Genomic DNA, 15,467 nt, shown 5'->3' with positions numbered 1-15,467 from the left:
GTTTCTCTGTGAGATGTGCAGGCCTCTTCGCGGGCAAGCCCGCTCCCACAGTGATCGAAGTGAAGTCCAGAATCGTCGTTCTGCACAACTTAATAGCAAAACGACGACACATTGAGTCTTATTAACGTGTTCCGTGCTCCCTAGAATGGCTGGCATCTTTTCCTATACTCAGACGCGCATTCCGCGTCGAGTCGCCAGCAAGGTCAGCCATGAACAAGAACAATCGCCATCCTGCAGACGGTAAAAAACCAGTCACCATTTTCGGTCCGGACTTTCCGTTTGCTTTCGACGATTGGATCGAACATCCGGCCGGTCTGGGCAGCATTCCTGAAAACCACCACGGCGCAGAAGTAGCGATTGTCGGCGCGGGCATTGCCGGTCTGGTGGCTGCTTACGAGTTGATGAAGCTTGGCCTTAAACCGGTGGTTTATGAGGCGTCGAAACTGGGCGGTCGTCTGCGTTCGCAAGCCTTCAACGGTACCGACGCCATTGTTGCTGAACTCGGTGGCATGCGCTTTCCGGTGTCTTCCACGGCGTTCTATCACTACGTCGACAAGCTCGGCCTCGAAACCAAGCCTTTCCCCAACCCGTTGACCGGCGCCTCCGGCAGCACCGTGATCGACCTGGAAGGCGAAACCTATTACGCAGAAAGCCTGAAAGATCTTCCTCCACTGTTTCAGGAAGTGGCTGACGCCTGGGCGGATGCGCTGGAGGCCGGTTCGCAGTTCTCCGATATCCAGCAAGCCATCCGTGACCGCGATGTGCCGCGCCTCAAAGAGCTGTGGAACAAGCTGGTACCGCTGTGGGACGACCGAACCTTTTACGACTTCGTCGCGACCTCGAAAGCCTTCGCCAAATTGTCGTTCCAGCACCGCGAGGTGTTCGGTCAGGTCGGTTTCGGTACCGGCGGCTGGGACTCGGATTTCCCCAACTCGATGCTGGAAATCTTCCGTGTGGTGATGACCAACTGCGACGATCACCAGCACCTGGTGGTCGGCGGTGTCGAACAAGTGCCGCAAGGCATCTGGCGGCATGTGCCGGAACGCTGCGCTCACTGGCCCGCGGGCACCAGCCTGAAATCCCTGCACCGTGGCGCACCGCGTTCCGGCGTGAAGAAGATTGCCCATGCACCCCAGGGCCGTTTCGCGGTGACTGACAATAACGGCGACACCCGCGAATACGCCGCCGTGCTGACCACCTGCCAGAGCTGGCTGCTGACCACCCAGATCGAATGCGACGAAACCCTGTTTTCGCAGAAGATGTGGATGGCACTGGACCGCACGCGCTACATGCAGTCGTCGAAAACCTTCGTGATGGTCGACCGGCCGTTCTGGAAGGACAAGGACCCGGAAACCGGTCGCGACCTGATGAGCATGACCCTCACCGATCGCCTGACCCGTGGCACCTACCTGTTCGACAACGGCGACGACAAGCCAGGGGTGATTTGCCTGTCGTATTCGTGGATGAGCGACGCACTGAAAATGCTCCCGCACCCGGTGGAAAAGCGCGTTGAGCTGGCGTTGAACGCGTTGAAGAAGATCTACCCGAAAGTCGACATCGCCGCGCGGATCATTGGCGACCCGATCACCGTGTCGTGGGAAGCCGACCCTTATTTTCTTGGGGCCTTCAAAGGCGCCCTGCCCGGCCATTACCGCTACAACCAGCGCATGTATGCGCACTTCATGCAGGACGACATGCCGGCCGAACAGCGCGGGATCTTCATTGCCGGTGACGACGTGTCGTGGACGCCGGCCTGGGTCGAAGGCGCGGTGCAGACTTCGCTCAACGCGGTGTGGGGGATCATGAAGCATTTCGGCGGTTCGACACATAAAGCGAACCCGGGCCCGGGTGATGTGTTCAAAGACATCGGCCCTATCGCCCTGCCCGAGTAAGAGGATTCTTCGATGCGTGTAGCCCTTTACCAATGTCCACCGCTGCCACTGGAGCCCGCCGCCAACCTGCACCGCTTGCACCGGGTGGCGATGGAAGCCAACGGTTCGGACCTGCTGGTGCTGCCGGAAATGTTCATGACCGGCTACAACATTGGCGCCGAAGCGGTCAGCACCCTGGCTGAGGTCTACAACGGTGAATGGGCGCAACAGATCGGACGGATTGCCAAGGCTGCGGGCATGGCGATCGTTTACGGTTATCCCGAGCGCACCGCGGACGGGCAGATTTACAACGCCGTGCAGTTGATCGATTCGACGGGCGAGCGCTTGGCCAATTACCGCAAGTCGCATCTGTTCGGCGACCTCGACCGGTCGATGTTCAGTCCGGGAGAGGCGGATTTGCCGGTGGTCGAGTTGAACGGCTGGAAGCTCGGCTTTCTGATCTGTTACGACCTGGAGTTTCCGGAAAACGCCCGCCGTCTGGCGCTGGCTGGCGCCGAGTTGATCGTGGCGCCGACAGCCAACATGATTCCGTTCGATTTCGTTGCCGATGTCACCGTGCGTTCGCGCGCGTTCGAAAACCAGTGCTACGTGGCCTACGCCAATTACTGCGGTCACGAAGGCGATATCCAGTATTGCGGACAAAGCAGCATTGCTGCACCGGACGGTAGCCGCATTGCCCTGGCCGGACTCGACGAAGCGCTGATCGTCGGCGAGCTGGATCGTCAGTTGATGAACGACTCAAGGGCTGCCAATCGCTACCTCAGCGATCGCCGTCCTGAGCTTTACGCCGCGCTCAACCGGCGCTAATCCGCTAGCATTGGCACTTCACTGTTCTGGAAGTGCCCATGCCTGCGCCGACTCACCCCCGCCCCCACACTGAGACCCTGGCCAACGGCTTGCGCGTAACCCTGCGTCATGTGCCCGGCCTCAAACGCAGCGCCGGCGCGTTGCGCGTGGCGGCCGGCAGCCACGACGTGCCGCTGGCGTGGCCAGGTCTGGCGCATTTTCTCGAACATTTGCTGTTTCTCGGGACCGAGCGTTTCCCGGCGGCGGAAGGGCTGATGGCCTACGTTCAGGGCCACGGCGGCCAAGTGAACGCCAGCACCCGCGAACGCACCACCGACTTCTTCTTCGAGCTGCCTGTGCGATCTTTCAGCGGCGCGTTGGAGCGTCTGTCAGACATGCTCGCCCATCCGTGTATGAATCTGGACGATCAATTGCGCGAACGTGAAGTGCTGCAGGCGGAATATGTCGCCTGGTCGCAGGATCCGACAGCGCAAAAGCAGTTTGCCCTGTACGCAGGTTTACCGGCAGAACACCCGCTGCGGGGTTTTCATGCCGGCAATCGCGACAGCCTGAAAGTCGAACTGCCGGCGTTTCAACAGGCGTTGAAAGACTTCCATCAGCGCTTTTATCGCACCGGGCAGATGACATTGAGTCTGGCCGGGCCGCAAAGCCTGGAACAGCTGCGTGCGCTGGCCGAACAGTTCGCCGCTGCGCTACCGGCTGGGGATAAAGTTGCGCAGGCAGCGCCTGTGCCGCTGGCGGTGAAAAGTTATCAACAGGTCGACGGAGCGCACGGGCATCTGCTCTTTGCGTTTGATGCATTGCCGCATTCGTCTGCCGAAGCGCTGGCGTTTCTTTGCCATTGGCTCAATAGCGCCAAGGCCGGAGGGTTGCTGGCGCATTTGCAGCGGCACAGTCTCGCTGAGGGACTGAAGGCGCTGCCGCTTTATCACTTCGACGGGCAGGCGCTGCTGCATCTGCACTTCAACGCGGGTGCCGAATCGCTGAAGATGATTCGCCAACATTGGCTCGACTGGCTGAGCTTTTTCGCGCAACAGGACTGGGCGCCGCTACGCGAGGAATATGCAGTCGCACAGCAACGGCAGCAGCAAATCTGCGGTGCGCTGCAATTGGCACGGCTGGACAGTGAACAGTTGCAAAACGGCCTGCCTGATTGCGCCGTTGAAACGCTGAAAAACATTCTGCGCGAACTCGGTGCTGTGGATAACTTCGCCGCGCACTGGCACTTGCCAGCCGCCAACCCCTTCCTGCGCGCTAACGAGCCGCTGGCCAACGCCGGACTGATTCGCGGCCAGACCAGCGCGCACCGCGGCTTGCGCACGTTCGCTCGGGACCGATCGCGCGGGCGCCGCGAACGCTCGCCGATGCAGTTCAGCCAGGCAGTACCGGGCAACGGTGATGAAGGCGCGATTTATCTGCGCTGGCAGGTCGACGCCGCAGCCAGCGTTGATCTGCAAGCGCGACTGCAGCGCAGCCTTCAGCAGATCCGCCAAGATGCCAGCGAGGCCGGGGTCGAGCTGTCATTCAGCGCAACGGGCAAGCAATGGCTGCTGAAACTGACCGGTCTGCAAGAGCCCATGCCCAGCGTGCTGGAGCATGCGCTGAAATGTCTGACATCGATCTCAGCCGATTCCCCGCGTGACGAGCCGGAATCGCCGCTGATGCCGATCCGTCAACTGCTCAAGGCTTTGCCGGAAAGTTGCCTGGAGCCTGTCGGCACATCCGCTGACGCTGCGAATCTGTGGGCAACTGCACGTTGGGACGGGCTCGCGCTGGGTTTCAACCCGCAAAGCCAATCTGCCATGGGCCTGGCCTTGAGTCGCATCCCCGGCCAACCGGACCACCAACTGTCTGCACCTCGCACCATCAACGGCCGATACCTGTGGCAACACATCGATACGGCATCCAGCGAACACGCTGCGCTGCTGTACTGCCCAAGCGCCAGCCAGGACCTCTCAGATGAAGCCGCCTGGCGGTTGCTCGCACAATTGCTTAAGACGCCGTTCTATCAGCGCCTGCGCGTCGAGTTGCAACTGGGCTACGCGGTGTTCAGCACCGTGCGCCAGATCCATGGCCGCGTCGCGCTGATGTTTGGTGTGCAATCGCCCAACGTGCAGCCTGACGAACTGCTCGAGCACATCCAGCAGTTCCTCAACAGTCTCCCGGCGCTGATTGAACAGATGGATGAGGCCAGCCTCAGCCAGCAACGGCAAAGCCTCGCCGATCAGTTCGACGTGGCTGATCTGGACTTCAAGGAAGCTGCCGAGCTGCTCTGGCAGGCCCGACTTGCCGGCCATTCGTCGGATTATCTTGAACGGTTGATCGCAGCCATCGGCGCGCTGGACCACTCGACACTGATGGGTGCTGCCCAGCGTCTGCTCGACGCCGAAGGCGGCTGGCTCTGCCTCGCCAGCGCCCCAGCTCCCGACGCCCCCTGGCAAGCACTGAAATGATCATTACCAAGGCTGCAAGGAGCTTTCTCAAAGATTCACGGGTCATCGCGTTGAAATTTTGAGTAACATAGCCGCCTAACTAATTGGAACATCACCGCGCTGCCGTGGACTATACCTATGGATAGCGCTATCCCAACCCACAGAAGGAGACATCTCATGGCCTGGACCAAACCTGCTTACACCGACCTGCGTATCGGCTTCGAAGTCACCATGTACTTCGCCAGCCGCTGAGTTCTGCTTACGCAGGATCGCAGTGCAACGCCTCGGCTCGCCGGGGCGTTTTATTTTCCGCGTTGAAATGATGGAGTGTTCATGTTCGTCCAGATTCTGGGATCGGCCGCAGGCGGCGGTTTTCCGCAGTGGAACTGCAACTGCGTCAATTGCGCAGGCTTTCGCGACGGCAGCCTCAACGCCAAGGCCCGCACCCAATCGTCCATCGCGATTTCCGATGACGGCGTGAACTGGGTGCTGTGCAACGCCTCGCCGGACATCCGCGCGCAATTGCAAAGCTTTGCCCCGATGCAACCGGGCCGCGCCCTGCGTGACACCGGCTTCAGCGCGATCATTCTGATGGACAGCCAGATCGACCACACCACCGGCCTGCTCAGTCTGCGCGAGGGCTGCCCGCATCAGGTCTGGTGCACGGACATGGTTCACGAAGACCTGAGCACCGGCTTTCCGTTGTTCAAGATGCTCACCCACTGGAACGGCGGGCTGGACTGGAACCGCATCGAACTCGATCAGAGCTTCACCGTCGCCGCATGTCCGAACCTGCGTTTCACGCCGCTGCCGCTGCGCAGTGCAGCGCCACCGTATTCGCCGCACCGCTTCGATCCGCATCCGGGCGACAACATCGGTTTGATCGTTGAAGATTTGAACACCGGCGGCAAGCTGTTCTACGCGCCGGGCCTGGGCAAAGTAGACGCGCCGCTGCTGGAAATCATGGCTGGCAGCAACTGCCTGCTGGTCGACGGCACGCTGTGGGACGACGATGAAATGCAGCGTCGTGGCGTCGGCACCCGCACCGGTCGCGAAATGGGCCATTTGGCCCAGAACGGCCCCGGCGGCATGCTCGAAGTGCTGGAACAGCTTCCCGAGCAGCGCAAGGTGCTTATCCACATCAACAACACCAACCCGATTCTCGACGAGGATTCGGCCGAGCGCGCAGAGCTGGTGCGGCGCAATGTTGAAGTGGCGTTTGATGGCATGAGCATTGTGCTGTAAGCATTTGAGACCGCTGCGCGGCCTATCGCGAGCAGGCTCACTCCTACATTGGAATGCGATCACCAGTAGGAGTGAGCCTGCTCGCGATAAGGCCGGCACAGACACCAGATATTTCTAGGGTTGTTCCCCGGAGAACCGCAATGACCGACACCCCGCTGTCCCCCGCCGAATTCGAAGCGGCCCTGCGCGCCAAAGGCGCCTATTACCACATCTATCACCCCTACCATGTGGCGATGTATGAAGGCCGCGCCACGCGCGAGCAGATTCAGGGCTGGGTCGCCAACCGCTTCTATTATCAGGTGAACATTCCCCTGAAGGACGCGGCGATTCTCGCCAATTGCCCGGATCGGGAAATTCGCCGCGAATGGATTCAGCGCTTGCTCGACCACGACGGCGCTCCTGGCGAAGACGGCGGCATCGAAGCCTGGCTGCGTCTCGGCCAGGCGGTCGGCCTCGACCCGGATCAATTGCGCTCGCAGGAACTGGTGTTGCCCGGCGTGCGTTTCGCCGTCGACGCTTACGTCAACTTCGCCCGCCGCGCCAGTTGGCAGGAGGCCGCGAGCAGTTCGCTGACCGAACTGTTCGCGCCGCAGATCCACCAGTCGCGTCTCGACAGCTGGCCGCAGCATTACCCGTGGATCGACCCGGCCGGTTACGAATACTTCCGCACCCGCCTCGGTCAGGCGCGGCGGGATGTCGAACATGGTCTGGCGATCACGCTCGAACACTACAAGACCCGCGAAGGCCAGGAGCGCATGCTGGAAATTCTTCAGTTCAAACTGGACATTCTTTGGAGCATGCTCGATGCCATGAGCATGGCCTACGAACTGAACCGTCCGCCGTATCACAGCGTCACTGATCAACGGGTCTGGCACAAAGGAATCAGCTTATGAGTTTTGACCGCAGCAAAGTCCCGAGCTGGCGTCCCGGCTACCGTTTCCAGTACGAACCGGCACAAAAAGGCCACGTGCTGCTGTACCCGGAAGGCATGATCAAGCTCAACGAGAGCGCAAGCGAGATTGGCAAATTGATTGACGGTGAACGTGATGTCGCGGCAATCATCGCCAAACTCGACGAGCAGTTCCCCGGTGTGCCTGATCTCGGTGACGACATCGAGCAATTCATGGAGGTTGCCCGTGAGCAACACTGGCTCACCCTTGGCTGATCTGCCGGCCAAACCTGAAGTCGGCCTGCCGCTGTGGCTGCTCGCCGAGCTGACCTACCGCTGCCCGCTGCAATGCCCGTACTGCTCCAATCCGCTGGATTTCGCCCAGCAGGGCAAAGAGCTGACGACCGAACAGTGGATCAAGGTGTTCCGCGAGGCACGGGAAATGGGCGCGGCGCAACTGGGCTTTTCCGGTGGTGAGCCGCTGGTGCGTCAGGATCTCGCCGAGCTGATTCACGAAGCACGGCAGCTGGGTTTCTACACCAACCTGATCACCTCCGGCATCGGCCTGACCGAGCAGAAAATCAGCGACTTCAAGAAGGCCGGGCTTGATCACATCCAGATCAGTTTCCAGGCCAGCGACGAGCAAGTGAACAACCTGCTCGCCGGCTCGAAAAAAGCCTTCGCGCAGAAGCTGGAAATGGCCCGCGCGGTGAAGGCCCATGGTTACCCGATGGTGCTGAACTTCGTCACCCATCGGCACAACATCGACAAGATCGACCGCATCATTGAGCTGTGCATTGCGCTGGAGGCTGACTTTGTCGAGCTTGCGACCTGCCAGTTCTATGGCTGGGCGCAACTCAACCGTGTCGGCCTGTTGCCGACCAAGGAACAACTGGTGCGCGCCGAGCGCATCACCAACGAATACCGGGCGAAGCTGGAAGCCGAAGGGCATCCGTGCAAGCTGATTTTCGTCACCCCGGATTACTACGAAGAGCGCCCGAAAGCCTGCATGAACGGCTGGGGCAGTATCTTTTTGACGGTGACACCGGACGGCACCGCCCTGCCCTGCCACGGCGCGCGTCAGTTGCCGGTGCAGTTTCCCAATGTGCGCGATCACAGCATGCAGCACATCTGGTACGACTCGTTCGGCTTCAACCGCTTCCGCGGTTACGACTGGATGCCCGAGCCGTGCCGCTCGTGCGACGAGAAGGAAAAGGACTTTGGCGGCTGCCGCTGCCAGGCGTTCATGCTCACCGGTGATGCGAGCAACGCCGACCCGGTGTGCAGCAAATCCGAACATCACGGCGTGATCCTCAAGGCCCGCGAAGAAGCCGAGAGCGCCACGCAGACCATCGAACAACTGGCCTTTCGCAATGAACGAAACTCACGCCTCATCGCCAAGGGCTGAGCCCTTCAGCGCTTCGCAAGCCGTCGCCGCCGGCGTGGATTTCGCCGAGTTGCAGCTCGGCGCCAACGGCCTGTTCTGGAATGAATATCGCCCGCTGGATGCCGCGTGCCGGATCTGGCACTGGCGCGATGGCGTGACGCAATGTCTGACGCCGGATGGCTTCAGCGTGCGCAGTCGCGTGTACGAATATGGCGGTGGTGCATTTTGCCTGACGCCTGACGGGGTGGTTTTCGTCAACGAGGCGGACCAGCAGTTGTATCGGCAGCCCCTCAATGGTGCGCCTGAACCACTGACCACCGGCGATTGCCGCTTTGGTGATTTGCAGTATGCGTGCGGGCAGATTCTGGCGGTCGAGGAGCAGCGCGATCGACACCGATTGGTGGCGGTTGATCTGGCTGACGGTGTTCGGCACGTATTGGCTGAGGGCGCAGATTTTTATGCATCGCCCCTTCTGAGCCCGGACGGTCAGCGCCTGGCGTGGATCGAGTGGAGCCGGCCGCATCAGCCGTGGACCTCAACCCGGTTGATGACCGCCCAGCGCTTGCCCGATGGCGGATTCGCTTCGCCGCGCTACGTGGCTGGCGATGACATTGAAGAGTCGATTCAGCAACCGCGCTTCGATGACGAGGGCCGCCTGTATTGCCTGACCGATCGCGGTGGATTCTGGCAACCGTGGGCGGAAGCTGTCGACGGTTTGGAATCATTGCCGGCCGCACTGGCCGATCATGCTCCAGCGCCGTGGCAACTCGGCGGCTGCACCTGGCTGCCGCTTGGTGATGCTTTCCTGGCCAGCTGGAGCGAAGGCGGTTTCGGTCGCCTTACTCTTGGCGATGTAGATTTCACTGGTGAGTACAGCCGCTTCCGTCATCTGGCCGCAGATCAGCAAAACATCTACTGCATTGCGGCCTCGCCGATCAGCCCCTCGGCGATCATTGCCATTGATCGAATGACGAACGAAGTTACCGTGCTGGTCGGCGGTATAGCGCCGTTGCCCGCCGAACGCATCAGCCGTCCGCAAACCCTGCGTTACCCAAGCGGTTCGGGTGAGGCGCACGGTTTCTTTTACCCGGCCATGATCGCCGAGAAGACTCCGCCATTGGTGGTGTTCATCCACGGCGGCCCGACATCGGCCTGCTATCCGATGCTCGACCCGCGCATTCAATACTGGACGCAACGCGGCTTTGCCGTCGCCGATCTCAACTATCGCGGCAGCAGCGGTTACGGCCGGCAATATCGCCAGGCGTTGCATTTGCGCTGGGGTGAAGTGGATGTCGAGGATGCGTGCAACGTCGTCGCGTATCTCGCCGACCAAGGCTTGATCGACGGGCAGCGCGCGTTCATCCGGGGCGGGAGCGCGGGTGGCTACACCACGTTGTGTGCGCTGGCGTTCAAGCAAGTCTTCCGCGCTGGCGCGAGTTTGTACGGAGTCAGCGACCCGGTGGCATTGGGCCGGGCGACGCACAAGTTCGAAGGCGACTATCTCGACTGGCTGATCGGCGATCCCGAGCAGGACGCCGAACGCTATGCCGCACGCACGCCATTGCTGCACGCAGACCATATCCGCGTGCCGGTGATTTTCTTTCAGGGTGAACTGGATGCGGTGGTGGTGCCGCAGCAAACCCGCGACATGGTCGCCGCACTTGAACGTAACGGCATCCCGGTTGAAGCCCACTACTATGCCGATGAACGCCACGGTTTCCGTCGTGCCGTTAACCAGGCGCATGCGCTGGAAAAGGAGTGGCAGTTTTATCGGCGGGTGATGGGCTTATCTGACTGAAATACCGAGCCGCCTCGATCGCGAGCAGGCTCACGCCTACACGGGATCTGTGGTGTTCGCAAATCCTCTGTGGGGGCTAGCCCGCTGGCGATGGCGGGCTATCGACTGACGCCGGACTCAGCGCTTGGCGATGATATACACCGCATGCACAATCCCCGGAATGTACCCGCACAGCGTCAGCAGAATGTTCAACCAGAACGCCCCGCCGAACCCGACCTGCAGAAAGACACCCAGTGGCGGCAACAGAATAGCGATGATGATGCGAATAAAGTCCATGGGGCAGCTCCTGAATGGGGGTTGGCTCACTTGAGCCATACAAGCTAATCGACCTGCGCCGTTCGTCAGGGTTCAGTGCTTCTGCCATTTCATCGCCACTACCCACAAAAAAAACGCCCCACGCCAAAAGCAATCAGACGTGGGGCGTGCGTTATACCGCGAGACGGTTCTGGAAATCGGGTGGGAAATGTCAGCTCAAACGGCAATCCCTTTGCGGCATTGCAACTGTGCCGTGCGCACTCGCGAGAACGCGCGGCCCAGGCGCAGGAGCATTTCGTCGATGTTGGTTTTGCTCACGGTGAGCGCGGGGGTGAAGCGCAGGCAGTTGGCTTGCGGCGCATTGAGCAGCAGGCCTTCATGCAGGGCGGCGTGGACCACGGCATGGGCGCAGTCGTCTGACAGGGTCAGTCCGTAGAACAAGCCTTGGCCGCGCAGGTCGCCGTGATCGTAGCGGTACGCCAATCGGGCCAGGCCTTCGCGCAGATGCTGGCCGTTTTCTCTGACGTGAGCGAGAAAGCTGCGGTCCTGCACGCTCTCAAGTACGACCAGGCCCGCCGCCGTCATCAAGGCGTTGCCGTGATGCGTGCCGCCCAACTCACCGGCGTCAAAACAACAGGCCTTGCCCCGGGCTAGCAGCGCTGCCAGCGGGACACCGCCGCCGAGGCCTTTGCCGAGCACGATGATATCGGCGCGCACGCCGTAGGACTGTTCGGCAAGCAAGTTGCCGCAGCGGCCAATGCCGGTTTGCACTTCGTCGAGGATCAGCAGAATACCCAAGTCACGGCACAGCCGTTCGACACCTTTGAGGTAATGTTCGCTGGCCGGAATCACGCCGGCATCGCTCTGGATCGGTTCGAGCATGATCGCCACGGTCTGCGCATCGACCGCCGCATGCAGCGCCGGCAAGTCGTTGAACGGTACCTGATCGAACCCCGGCAGCAATGGCGCAAAACGATTCGCCAGGTTGCAGCTGTCCGAGGCGGAGATCGTCGCCAGACTGCGGCCGTGACAGCCCTGCCTGGCAACAATGATTCGCGAAGCACCGCCGCGATGCAGTTGTCCCCACTTGCGCGCCAGTTTGATCGCCGCTTCACAGGCTTCGCTGCCGCTGTTGAGCAGATAGGCCTGATCGCTGCCGGTGCTGGCACACAGACGTTCGGCGAGGCTGAGCATGCCGCGATTGTGCAGATTGAAACCGGGATTGATCAGCGCCTGCGCCTGGTTGGCAATGGCTTTGACCAGCGCCGACGGACTGTGCCCGAGACTGTTGGCCCCGCCGGACTGGGAAAAGTCGAGGTAGGCGCGGTCCTGGCTGTCCCACAGCCATGAACCCTGCCCGCGCACGAACACTTGCTGTGGACGCTGAACGCTGGGCATCAGACGCTCAGCGCCGAGATCACTGCCAGCCTCGGGTGCGTCGTTAGCCATAAGGAGATCATCGAGATTAGGCGCCTGGCGCCGCAGACCGAACAGATTCATTGAAAAACACCCCATTCGAAGTGTTTTGAACTGCCTATGCAAACCCTGTCGAAGCGAACGCTGATCATCGCGCTTTCTGACCCTGTAAGCCCTGTGAATGCGGTTAGACTAGGTTCACCGAAGGCTTCGGGCCATTTCGATTTATCAGCCATTTCGATAAGCGTTACTTATGGATTTCAAACAACTGCGTTATTTCGTCGCGGTCTACGAAGAGGGACATGTCGGCCGTGCTGCCGAACGGCTGTCGATCTCGCAACCGGCGCTGTCGCAACAGATCCGTCAGCTCGAACAGAACCTCGACGTCACCTTGTTCGAGCGCAGCAGCAAGCGCCTGCTGCCGACGCTTGCCGCGCACACTTTGTACAATCACGCGCTGCCGTTGCTTGACGGTTTGCAACGGGCGCGCGAGGCGCTGGGCAATTTCAAGGGTCAGGCTTTGCGTACGCTGGCGATCGGCGTGCTGCAAACGGTGCACACCAGCCTGGTACCGCAGATGCTTGAGCGGGTGCGCAAGGCGCAACCGCATCTGGTGGTGCAGATCTACGAGCTGACGGGACTGGAAATCGAACGGCGTTTGCTCAATGGTTCGCTGGACATCGGCATCAGCTATCTGCCCCCGCGCCAACCGGGTCTGCACGGCGTCATGCTCTATGAGGATGAACTGACACTGGTGATTCCGGCGGACCATCCGTTGCGCGAATTCAAGAAAGTCTCGATGCGCCAGGCCGCCGAACTGCCGATGTTGCTGCTGGGTGAGGAGTTCCAGATCCGCCAGATCTGGCAGGCGCAACTGGCCAGCCTCGGTCGGCGCCCGCAGGTACAGGCAGAGCTGAACAATATGGTGGGAATTCTCGACAGCCTGCCGCATACCCGATTGGCGACGGTGCTGCCAGGGCAATCACAGCGGCAGTACGACGATGAGGATCTGCTGTGGAAGCCGCTGAGCGAACCGCGAGTGCCGCTGAAGGTCGGCCTGGTGTGTCGCGATGTGCAACGCCAGCAGGCGTCATTGGCGCTGCTGCGCGGTTTGCTTGAGGAAGTGCTGGAGCGCGAGGCGAAACCGGCGCTGGATCCGCTGGCCTGAAAACTTTTCTTCAGGCAAAAGAAAACCCCGCCGAAGCGGGGCTTTGCAGACTGTTTCCCTGACATCCATTTCACTCCGCCACCCTGGCAGAATCCTACGTGTCCGTGTTGTTGCTTTGCGCTTCCTGCGCGACGTCCATGAAACGTAGATTAGCCGTGGATCCAATTGGCGACTATGGGAGAACAGCAGCACGTCATGTAAGCGAATGCTTACATGACGCTATCGCATCAGAATTGCGCGGCATCCAGCAGGAACAACGACTCGCTGCCGGCCTTCACTGACGCGCTCAACGAGTGGATACGCGGCAGCAAACGGGCGAAGTAGAAGCGTGCAGTGCCCAGCTTGCTGGCGTAGAAATCATCCTGCGCTTCTTTGCCCAGCGCGGCTTTGGCCATCAATGCCCACATGTAGGCATACGCCGTGTAACCGAATGCTTGCAAATATTCGACAGAGGCTGCGCCGATTTCGTTCGGATTATTTTTCGCCCGGTCCAGCAGCCATGAAGTCAGCTCGTCCAGGGTATCGACTGCGTCGTTCAGCGGCTTGGTGAACTCGCCCAGATCGGCGCTCGCGGTGGCGGTGAAATGGCGGATCTCATCGGCGAACAACTGATAAAACGCACCGCCGCTGCCGACGATCTTGCGCCCGACCAGGTCCAGCGCCTGAATGCCGTTGGTGCCTTCGTAGATCTGCGTGATGCGCACGTCACGCACCAGTTGCTCCTGGCCCCACTCGCGGATGTAGCCGTGGCCGCCGAAGATCTGCTGGCCGTGCACCGTGGTTTCCAGGCCCAGATCGGTGAGGAACGCCTTGGCCACCGGCGTCAGCAGTGCGACCAGATCTTCCGCACGTTTGCGCGTCGCCGGGTCTTCGCTGAACTTGGCGGTGTCGAGTTGCATCGCCACATACGTGGAGAACGCCCGGCCACCTTCGTTCGAGGCTTTCATGGTCAGCAGCATGCGCCGCACGTCCGGGTGAACGATGATCGGATCGGCGACCTTGTCCTTGTTCTGCGCACCGGTCGGCGAACGGCTTTGCAGGCGATCGCGGGCGTACTCAACCGCGTTCTGATAGGACCGCTCGCCGGTCGCCAAACCCTGAATACCCACGCCCAGACGCTCGTAATTCATCATGGTGAACATCGCGGCGAGGCCTTTGTTCGGCTCGCCGACCAGATAACCCACGGCTTCGTCGAAGTTCATCACACAGGTCGCGGACGCCTGAATGCCCATCTTGTGTTCGATCGAACCGCAGTTGGCCGGGTTGCGCGCGCCGAGGCTGCCATCGGCATTGACCATGAACTTCGGCACCAGGAACAGGGAAATGCCCTTCGGACCCGCCGGGGCGTCCGGCAGCTTGGCCAGCACCAGATGGATGATGTTCTCGGTGAGGTCGTGTTCGCCGCCAGTAATGAAGATCTTGGTGCCGCTGACCTTGTAGGAACCGTCGGCCTGTGGCTCGGCCTTGGTGCGAATAATTCCCAGATCGGTGCCGGCGTGCGGCTCGGTCAGGCACATGGAGCCGGCCCAAATCCCCGCGTACATGTTCGGCAGATACGCCGCTTTCAGCTCTTCGCTGGCGTGGGCGTTGATCGACAGGCAGGCGCCGGCGGTCAGCATCGGATACAGACCGAACGCCAGGCTGGCGGAGTTGACCATTTCTTCGACCTGAGCCGATACGGCCTTGGGCATGCCCATGCCGCCATAGGCCGGATCACCGCCGACGCCGACCCAACCGCCTTCAGCATAGGTCTGGTAAGCCTCGGGGAAACCGGCGGGCGTGGTCACGGCACCGTCCGCCCAGTGGCAGCCTTCTTCGTCAGCGGCGCGGCTCAGTGGCGCGATGCTTTTGCTGGTGACTTTGCCGGCTTCTTCGAGAATCGCTTCAACGGTTTCGGCGTCGACGGTCTCGGCCAGCGCCGGCAGTTCGGCCCAGAGTTTGGCGACTTCGAACACTTCATTGAGGACGAAGCGCATATCGCGCAGCGGCGCTTTGTAGTCGGCCATGGCAAACCTCGCAGGATCTGGAATAGGTGATTCGTGGAATGATGTTTTCTGTGAGCCCGAGTGTACCTCAACAACTTTTGCGACACATAGGGTCAGGCCATGACTGATTTGTTATTTTTAGTCATCGGCGGATTCCCAAAAAGAAGCCCGCAATCAGCGGGCTCTTTTTTGC

Annotated in this window: 13 protein-coding genes; 10 read left to right on the top strand and 3 right to left on the bottom strand. The window is 60.8% G+C overall.

The window, feature by feature from the left end:
• Positions 1-209 precede the first annotated feature (209 nt).
• The 9 genes from M0746_RS28250 (at position 210) to M0746_RS28210 (ending at position 10,450) form a co-directional block, all read left to right on the top strand.
• Positions 210-1,892 carry a flavin monoamine oxidase family protein gene (locus M0746_RS28250; RefSeq protein ID WP_208939522.1) on the top strand — a complete coding sequence of 561 codons (1,683 nt, stop codon included), beginning with the start codon at positions 210-212 and terminating at the stop codon, positions 1,890-1,892.
• A 12-nt stretch (positions 1,893-1,904) separates the two neighbouring features.
• Positions 1,905-2,699 carry a carbon-nitrogen hydrolase family protein gene (locus tag M0746_RS28245; protein WP_258451370.1) on the top strand — a complete coding sequence of 265 codons (795 nt, stop codon included), beginning with the start codon at positions 1,905-1,907 and terminating at the stop codon, positions 2,697-2,699.
• A gap of 38 nt (positions 2,700-2,737) precedes the next feature.
• A complete protein-coding gene (pqqF, locus tag M0746_RS28240; protein WP_258451369.1) occupies positions 2,738-5,152 on the top strand; it encodes a pyrroloquinoline quinone biosynthesis protein PqqF in 2,415 nt (804 codons plus the stop codon).
• A gap of 156 nt (positions 5,153-5,308) precedes the next feature.
• On the top strand, positions 5,309-5,383 hold the full coding sequence (gene pqqA / locus M0746_RS28235) for a pyrroloquinoline quinone precursor peptide PqqA (RefSeq protein WP_003444522.1): 75 nt from the start codon (positions 5,309-5,311) through the stop codon (positions 5,381-5,383).
• 81 nt (positions 5,384-5,464) lie between these two features.
• Positions 5,465-6,376 carry a pyrroloquinoline quinone biosynthesis protein PqqB gene (gene pqqB, locus M0746_RS28230; protein ID WP_258451368.1) on the top strand — a complete coding sequence of 304 codons (912 nt, stop codon included), beginning with the start codon at positions 5,465-5,467 and terminating at the stop codon, positions 6,374-6,376.
• 140 nt (positions 6,377-6,516) lie between these two features.
• On the top strand, positions 6,517-7,269 hold the full coding sequence (pqqC, locus tag M0746_RS28225; RefSeq protein ID WP_090286883.1) for a pyrroloquinoline-quinone synthase PqqC: 753 nt from the start codon (positions 6,517-6,519) through the stop codon (positions 7,267-7,269).
• Positions 7,266-7,541, top strand: coding sequence for a pyrroloquinoline quinone biosynthesis peptide chaperone PqqD (gene pqqD / locus M0746_RS28220; RefSeq protein ID WP_258451367.1), 276 nt, complete (start codon positions 7,266-7,268; stop codon positions 7,539-7,541). The genes pqqC and pqqD overlap by 4 nt, the downstream gene beginning before the upstream one ends.
• Positions 7,513-8,673 (top strand): pyrroloquinoline quinone biosynthesis protein PqqE, encoded by a 1,161-nt coding sequence (pqqE, locus tag M0746_RS28215; protein ID WP_258451366.1) that lies wholly within the window; start codon positions 7,513-7,515, stop codon positions 8,671-8,673. Before pqqD ends, pqqE begins: the two co-directional genes overlap by 29 nt.
• Positions 8,639-10,450: an alpha/beta hydrolase family protein gene (locus M0746_RS28210; protein WP_258451365.1), complete on the top strand. Its 1,812-nt coding sequence runs from the start codon at positions 8,639-8,641 to the stop codon at positions 10,448-10,450. The genes pqqE and M0746_RS28210 overlap by 35 nt, the downstream gene beginning before the upstream one ends.
• 117 nt (positions 10,451-10,567) lie before the next feature.
• Here M0746_RS28210 and M0746_RS28205 read toward each other — a convergent pair whose 3' ends face one another.
• Together M0746_RS28205 and M0746_RS28200 are read right to left on the bottom strand one after the other, a co-directional pair.
• On the bottom strand, positions 10,568-10,726 hold the full coding sequence (locus M0746_RS28205) for a YqaE/Pmp3 family membrane protein (protein ID WP_003228885.1): 159 nt from the start codon (positions 10,724-10,726) through the stop codon (positions 10,568-10,570).
• Positions 10,727-10,921: 195 nt separating this feature from the next.
• Positions 10,922-12,205: an aspartate aminotransferase family protein gene (locus M0746_RS28200; RefSeq protein ID WP_258451364.1), complete on the bottom strand. Its 1,284-nt coding sequence runs from the start codon at positions 12,203-12,205 to the stop codon at positions 10,922-10,924.
• 169 nt (positions 12,206-12,374) lie between these two features.
• Between M0746_RS28200 and M0746_RS28195 the strand changes: the two genes are divergently transcribed.
• Positions 12,375-13,289, top strand: a complete 915-nt coding sequence (locus M0746_RS28195; RefSeq protein ID WP_258451363.1) for a LysR family transcriptional regulator — start codon at positions 12,375-12,377, stop codon at positions 13,287-13,289.
• Between the two features lie 227 nt (positions 13,290-13,516).
• Here the strand turns inward: M0746_RS28195 and M0746_RS28190 are convergent, their stop codons facing one another.
• A complete protein-coding gene (locus tag M0746_RS28190; RefSeq protein ID WP_258451362.1) occupies positions 13,517-15,295 on the bottom strand; it encodes an acyl-CoA dehydrogenase C-terminal domain-containing protein in 1,779 nt (592 codons plus the stop codon).
• Between the last annotated feature and the right edge of the window lie 172 nt (positions 15,296-15,467).

Source organism: Pseudomonas sp. S11P7 (assembly GCF_023195435.1).
Taxonomy (GTDB): Bacteria; Pseudomonadota; Gammaproteobacteria; order Pseudomonadales; family Pseudomonadaceae; genus Aquipseudomonas; species Aquipseudomonas fluorescens_G.
This window is presented reverse-complemented; position numbering and strand designations above follow the sequence as displayed.

What these genes read in the sequence shown, in the direction of transcription:
- M0746_RS28250 (WP_208939522.1), top strand. Translation starts at nt 210, where the DNA reads ATGAACAAGAACAATCGCCATCCTGCAGACGGTAAAAAACCAGTCACC.
- M0746_RS28245 (WP_258451370.1), top strand. Translation starts at nt 1,905, where the DNA reads ATGCGTGTAGCCCTTTACCAATGTCCACCGCTGCCACTGGAGCCCGCC.
- pqqF (WP_258451369.1), top strand. Translation starts at nt 2,738, where the DNA reads ATGCCTGCGCCGACTCACCCCCGCCCCCACACTGAGACCCTGGCCAAC.
- pqqB (WP_258451368.1), top strand. Translation starts at nt 5,465, where the DNA reads ATGTTCGTCCAGATTCTGGGATCGGCCGCAGGCGGCGGTTTTCCGCAG.
- pqqC (WP_090286883.1), top strand. Translation starts at nt 6,517, where the DNA reads ATGACCGACACCCCGCTGTCCCCCGCCGAATTCGAAGCGGCCCTGCGC.
- pqqD (WP_258451367.1), top strand. Translation starts at nt 7,266, where the DNA reads ATGAGTTTTGACCGCAGCAAAGTCCCGAGCTGGCGTCCCGGCTACCGT.
- M0746_RS28210 (WP_258451365.1), top strand. Translation starts at nt 8,639, where the DNA reads ATGAACGAAACTCACGCCTCATCGCCAAGGGCTGAGCCCTTCAGCGCT.
- M0746_RS28205 (WP_003228885.1), bottom strand. Translation starts at nt 10,726, where the DNA reads ATGGACTTTATTCGCATCATCATCGCTATTCTGTTGCCGCCACTGGGT.
- M0746_RS28200 (WP_258451364.1), bottom strand. Translation starts at nt 12,205, where the DNA reads ATGAATCTGTTCGGTCTGCGGCGCCAGGCGCCTAATCTCGATGATCTC.
- M0746_RS28195 (WP_258451363.1), top strand. Translation starts at nt 12,375, where the DNA reads ATGGATTTCAAACAACTGCGTTATTTCGTCGCGGTCTACGAAGAGGGA.
- M0746_RS28190 (WP_258451362.1), bottom strand. Translation starts at nt 15,295, where the DNA reads ATGGCCGACTACAAAGCGCCGCTGCGCGATATGCGCTTCGTCCTCAAT.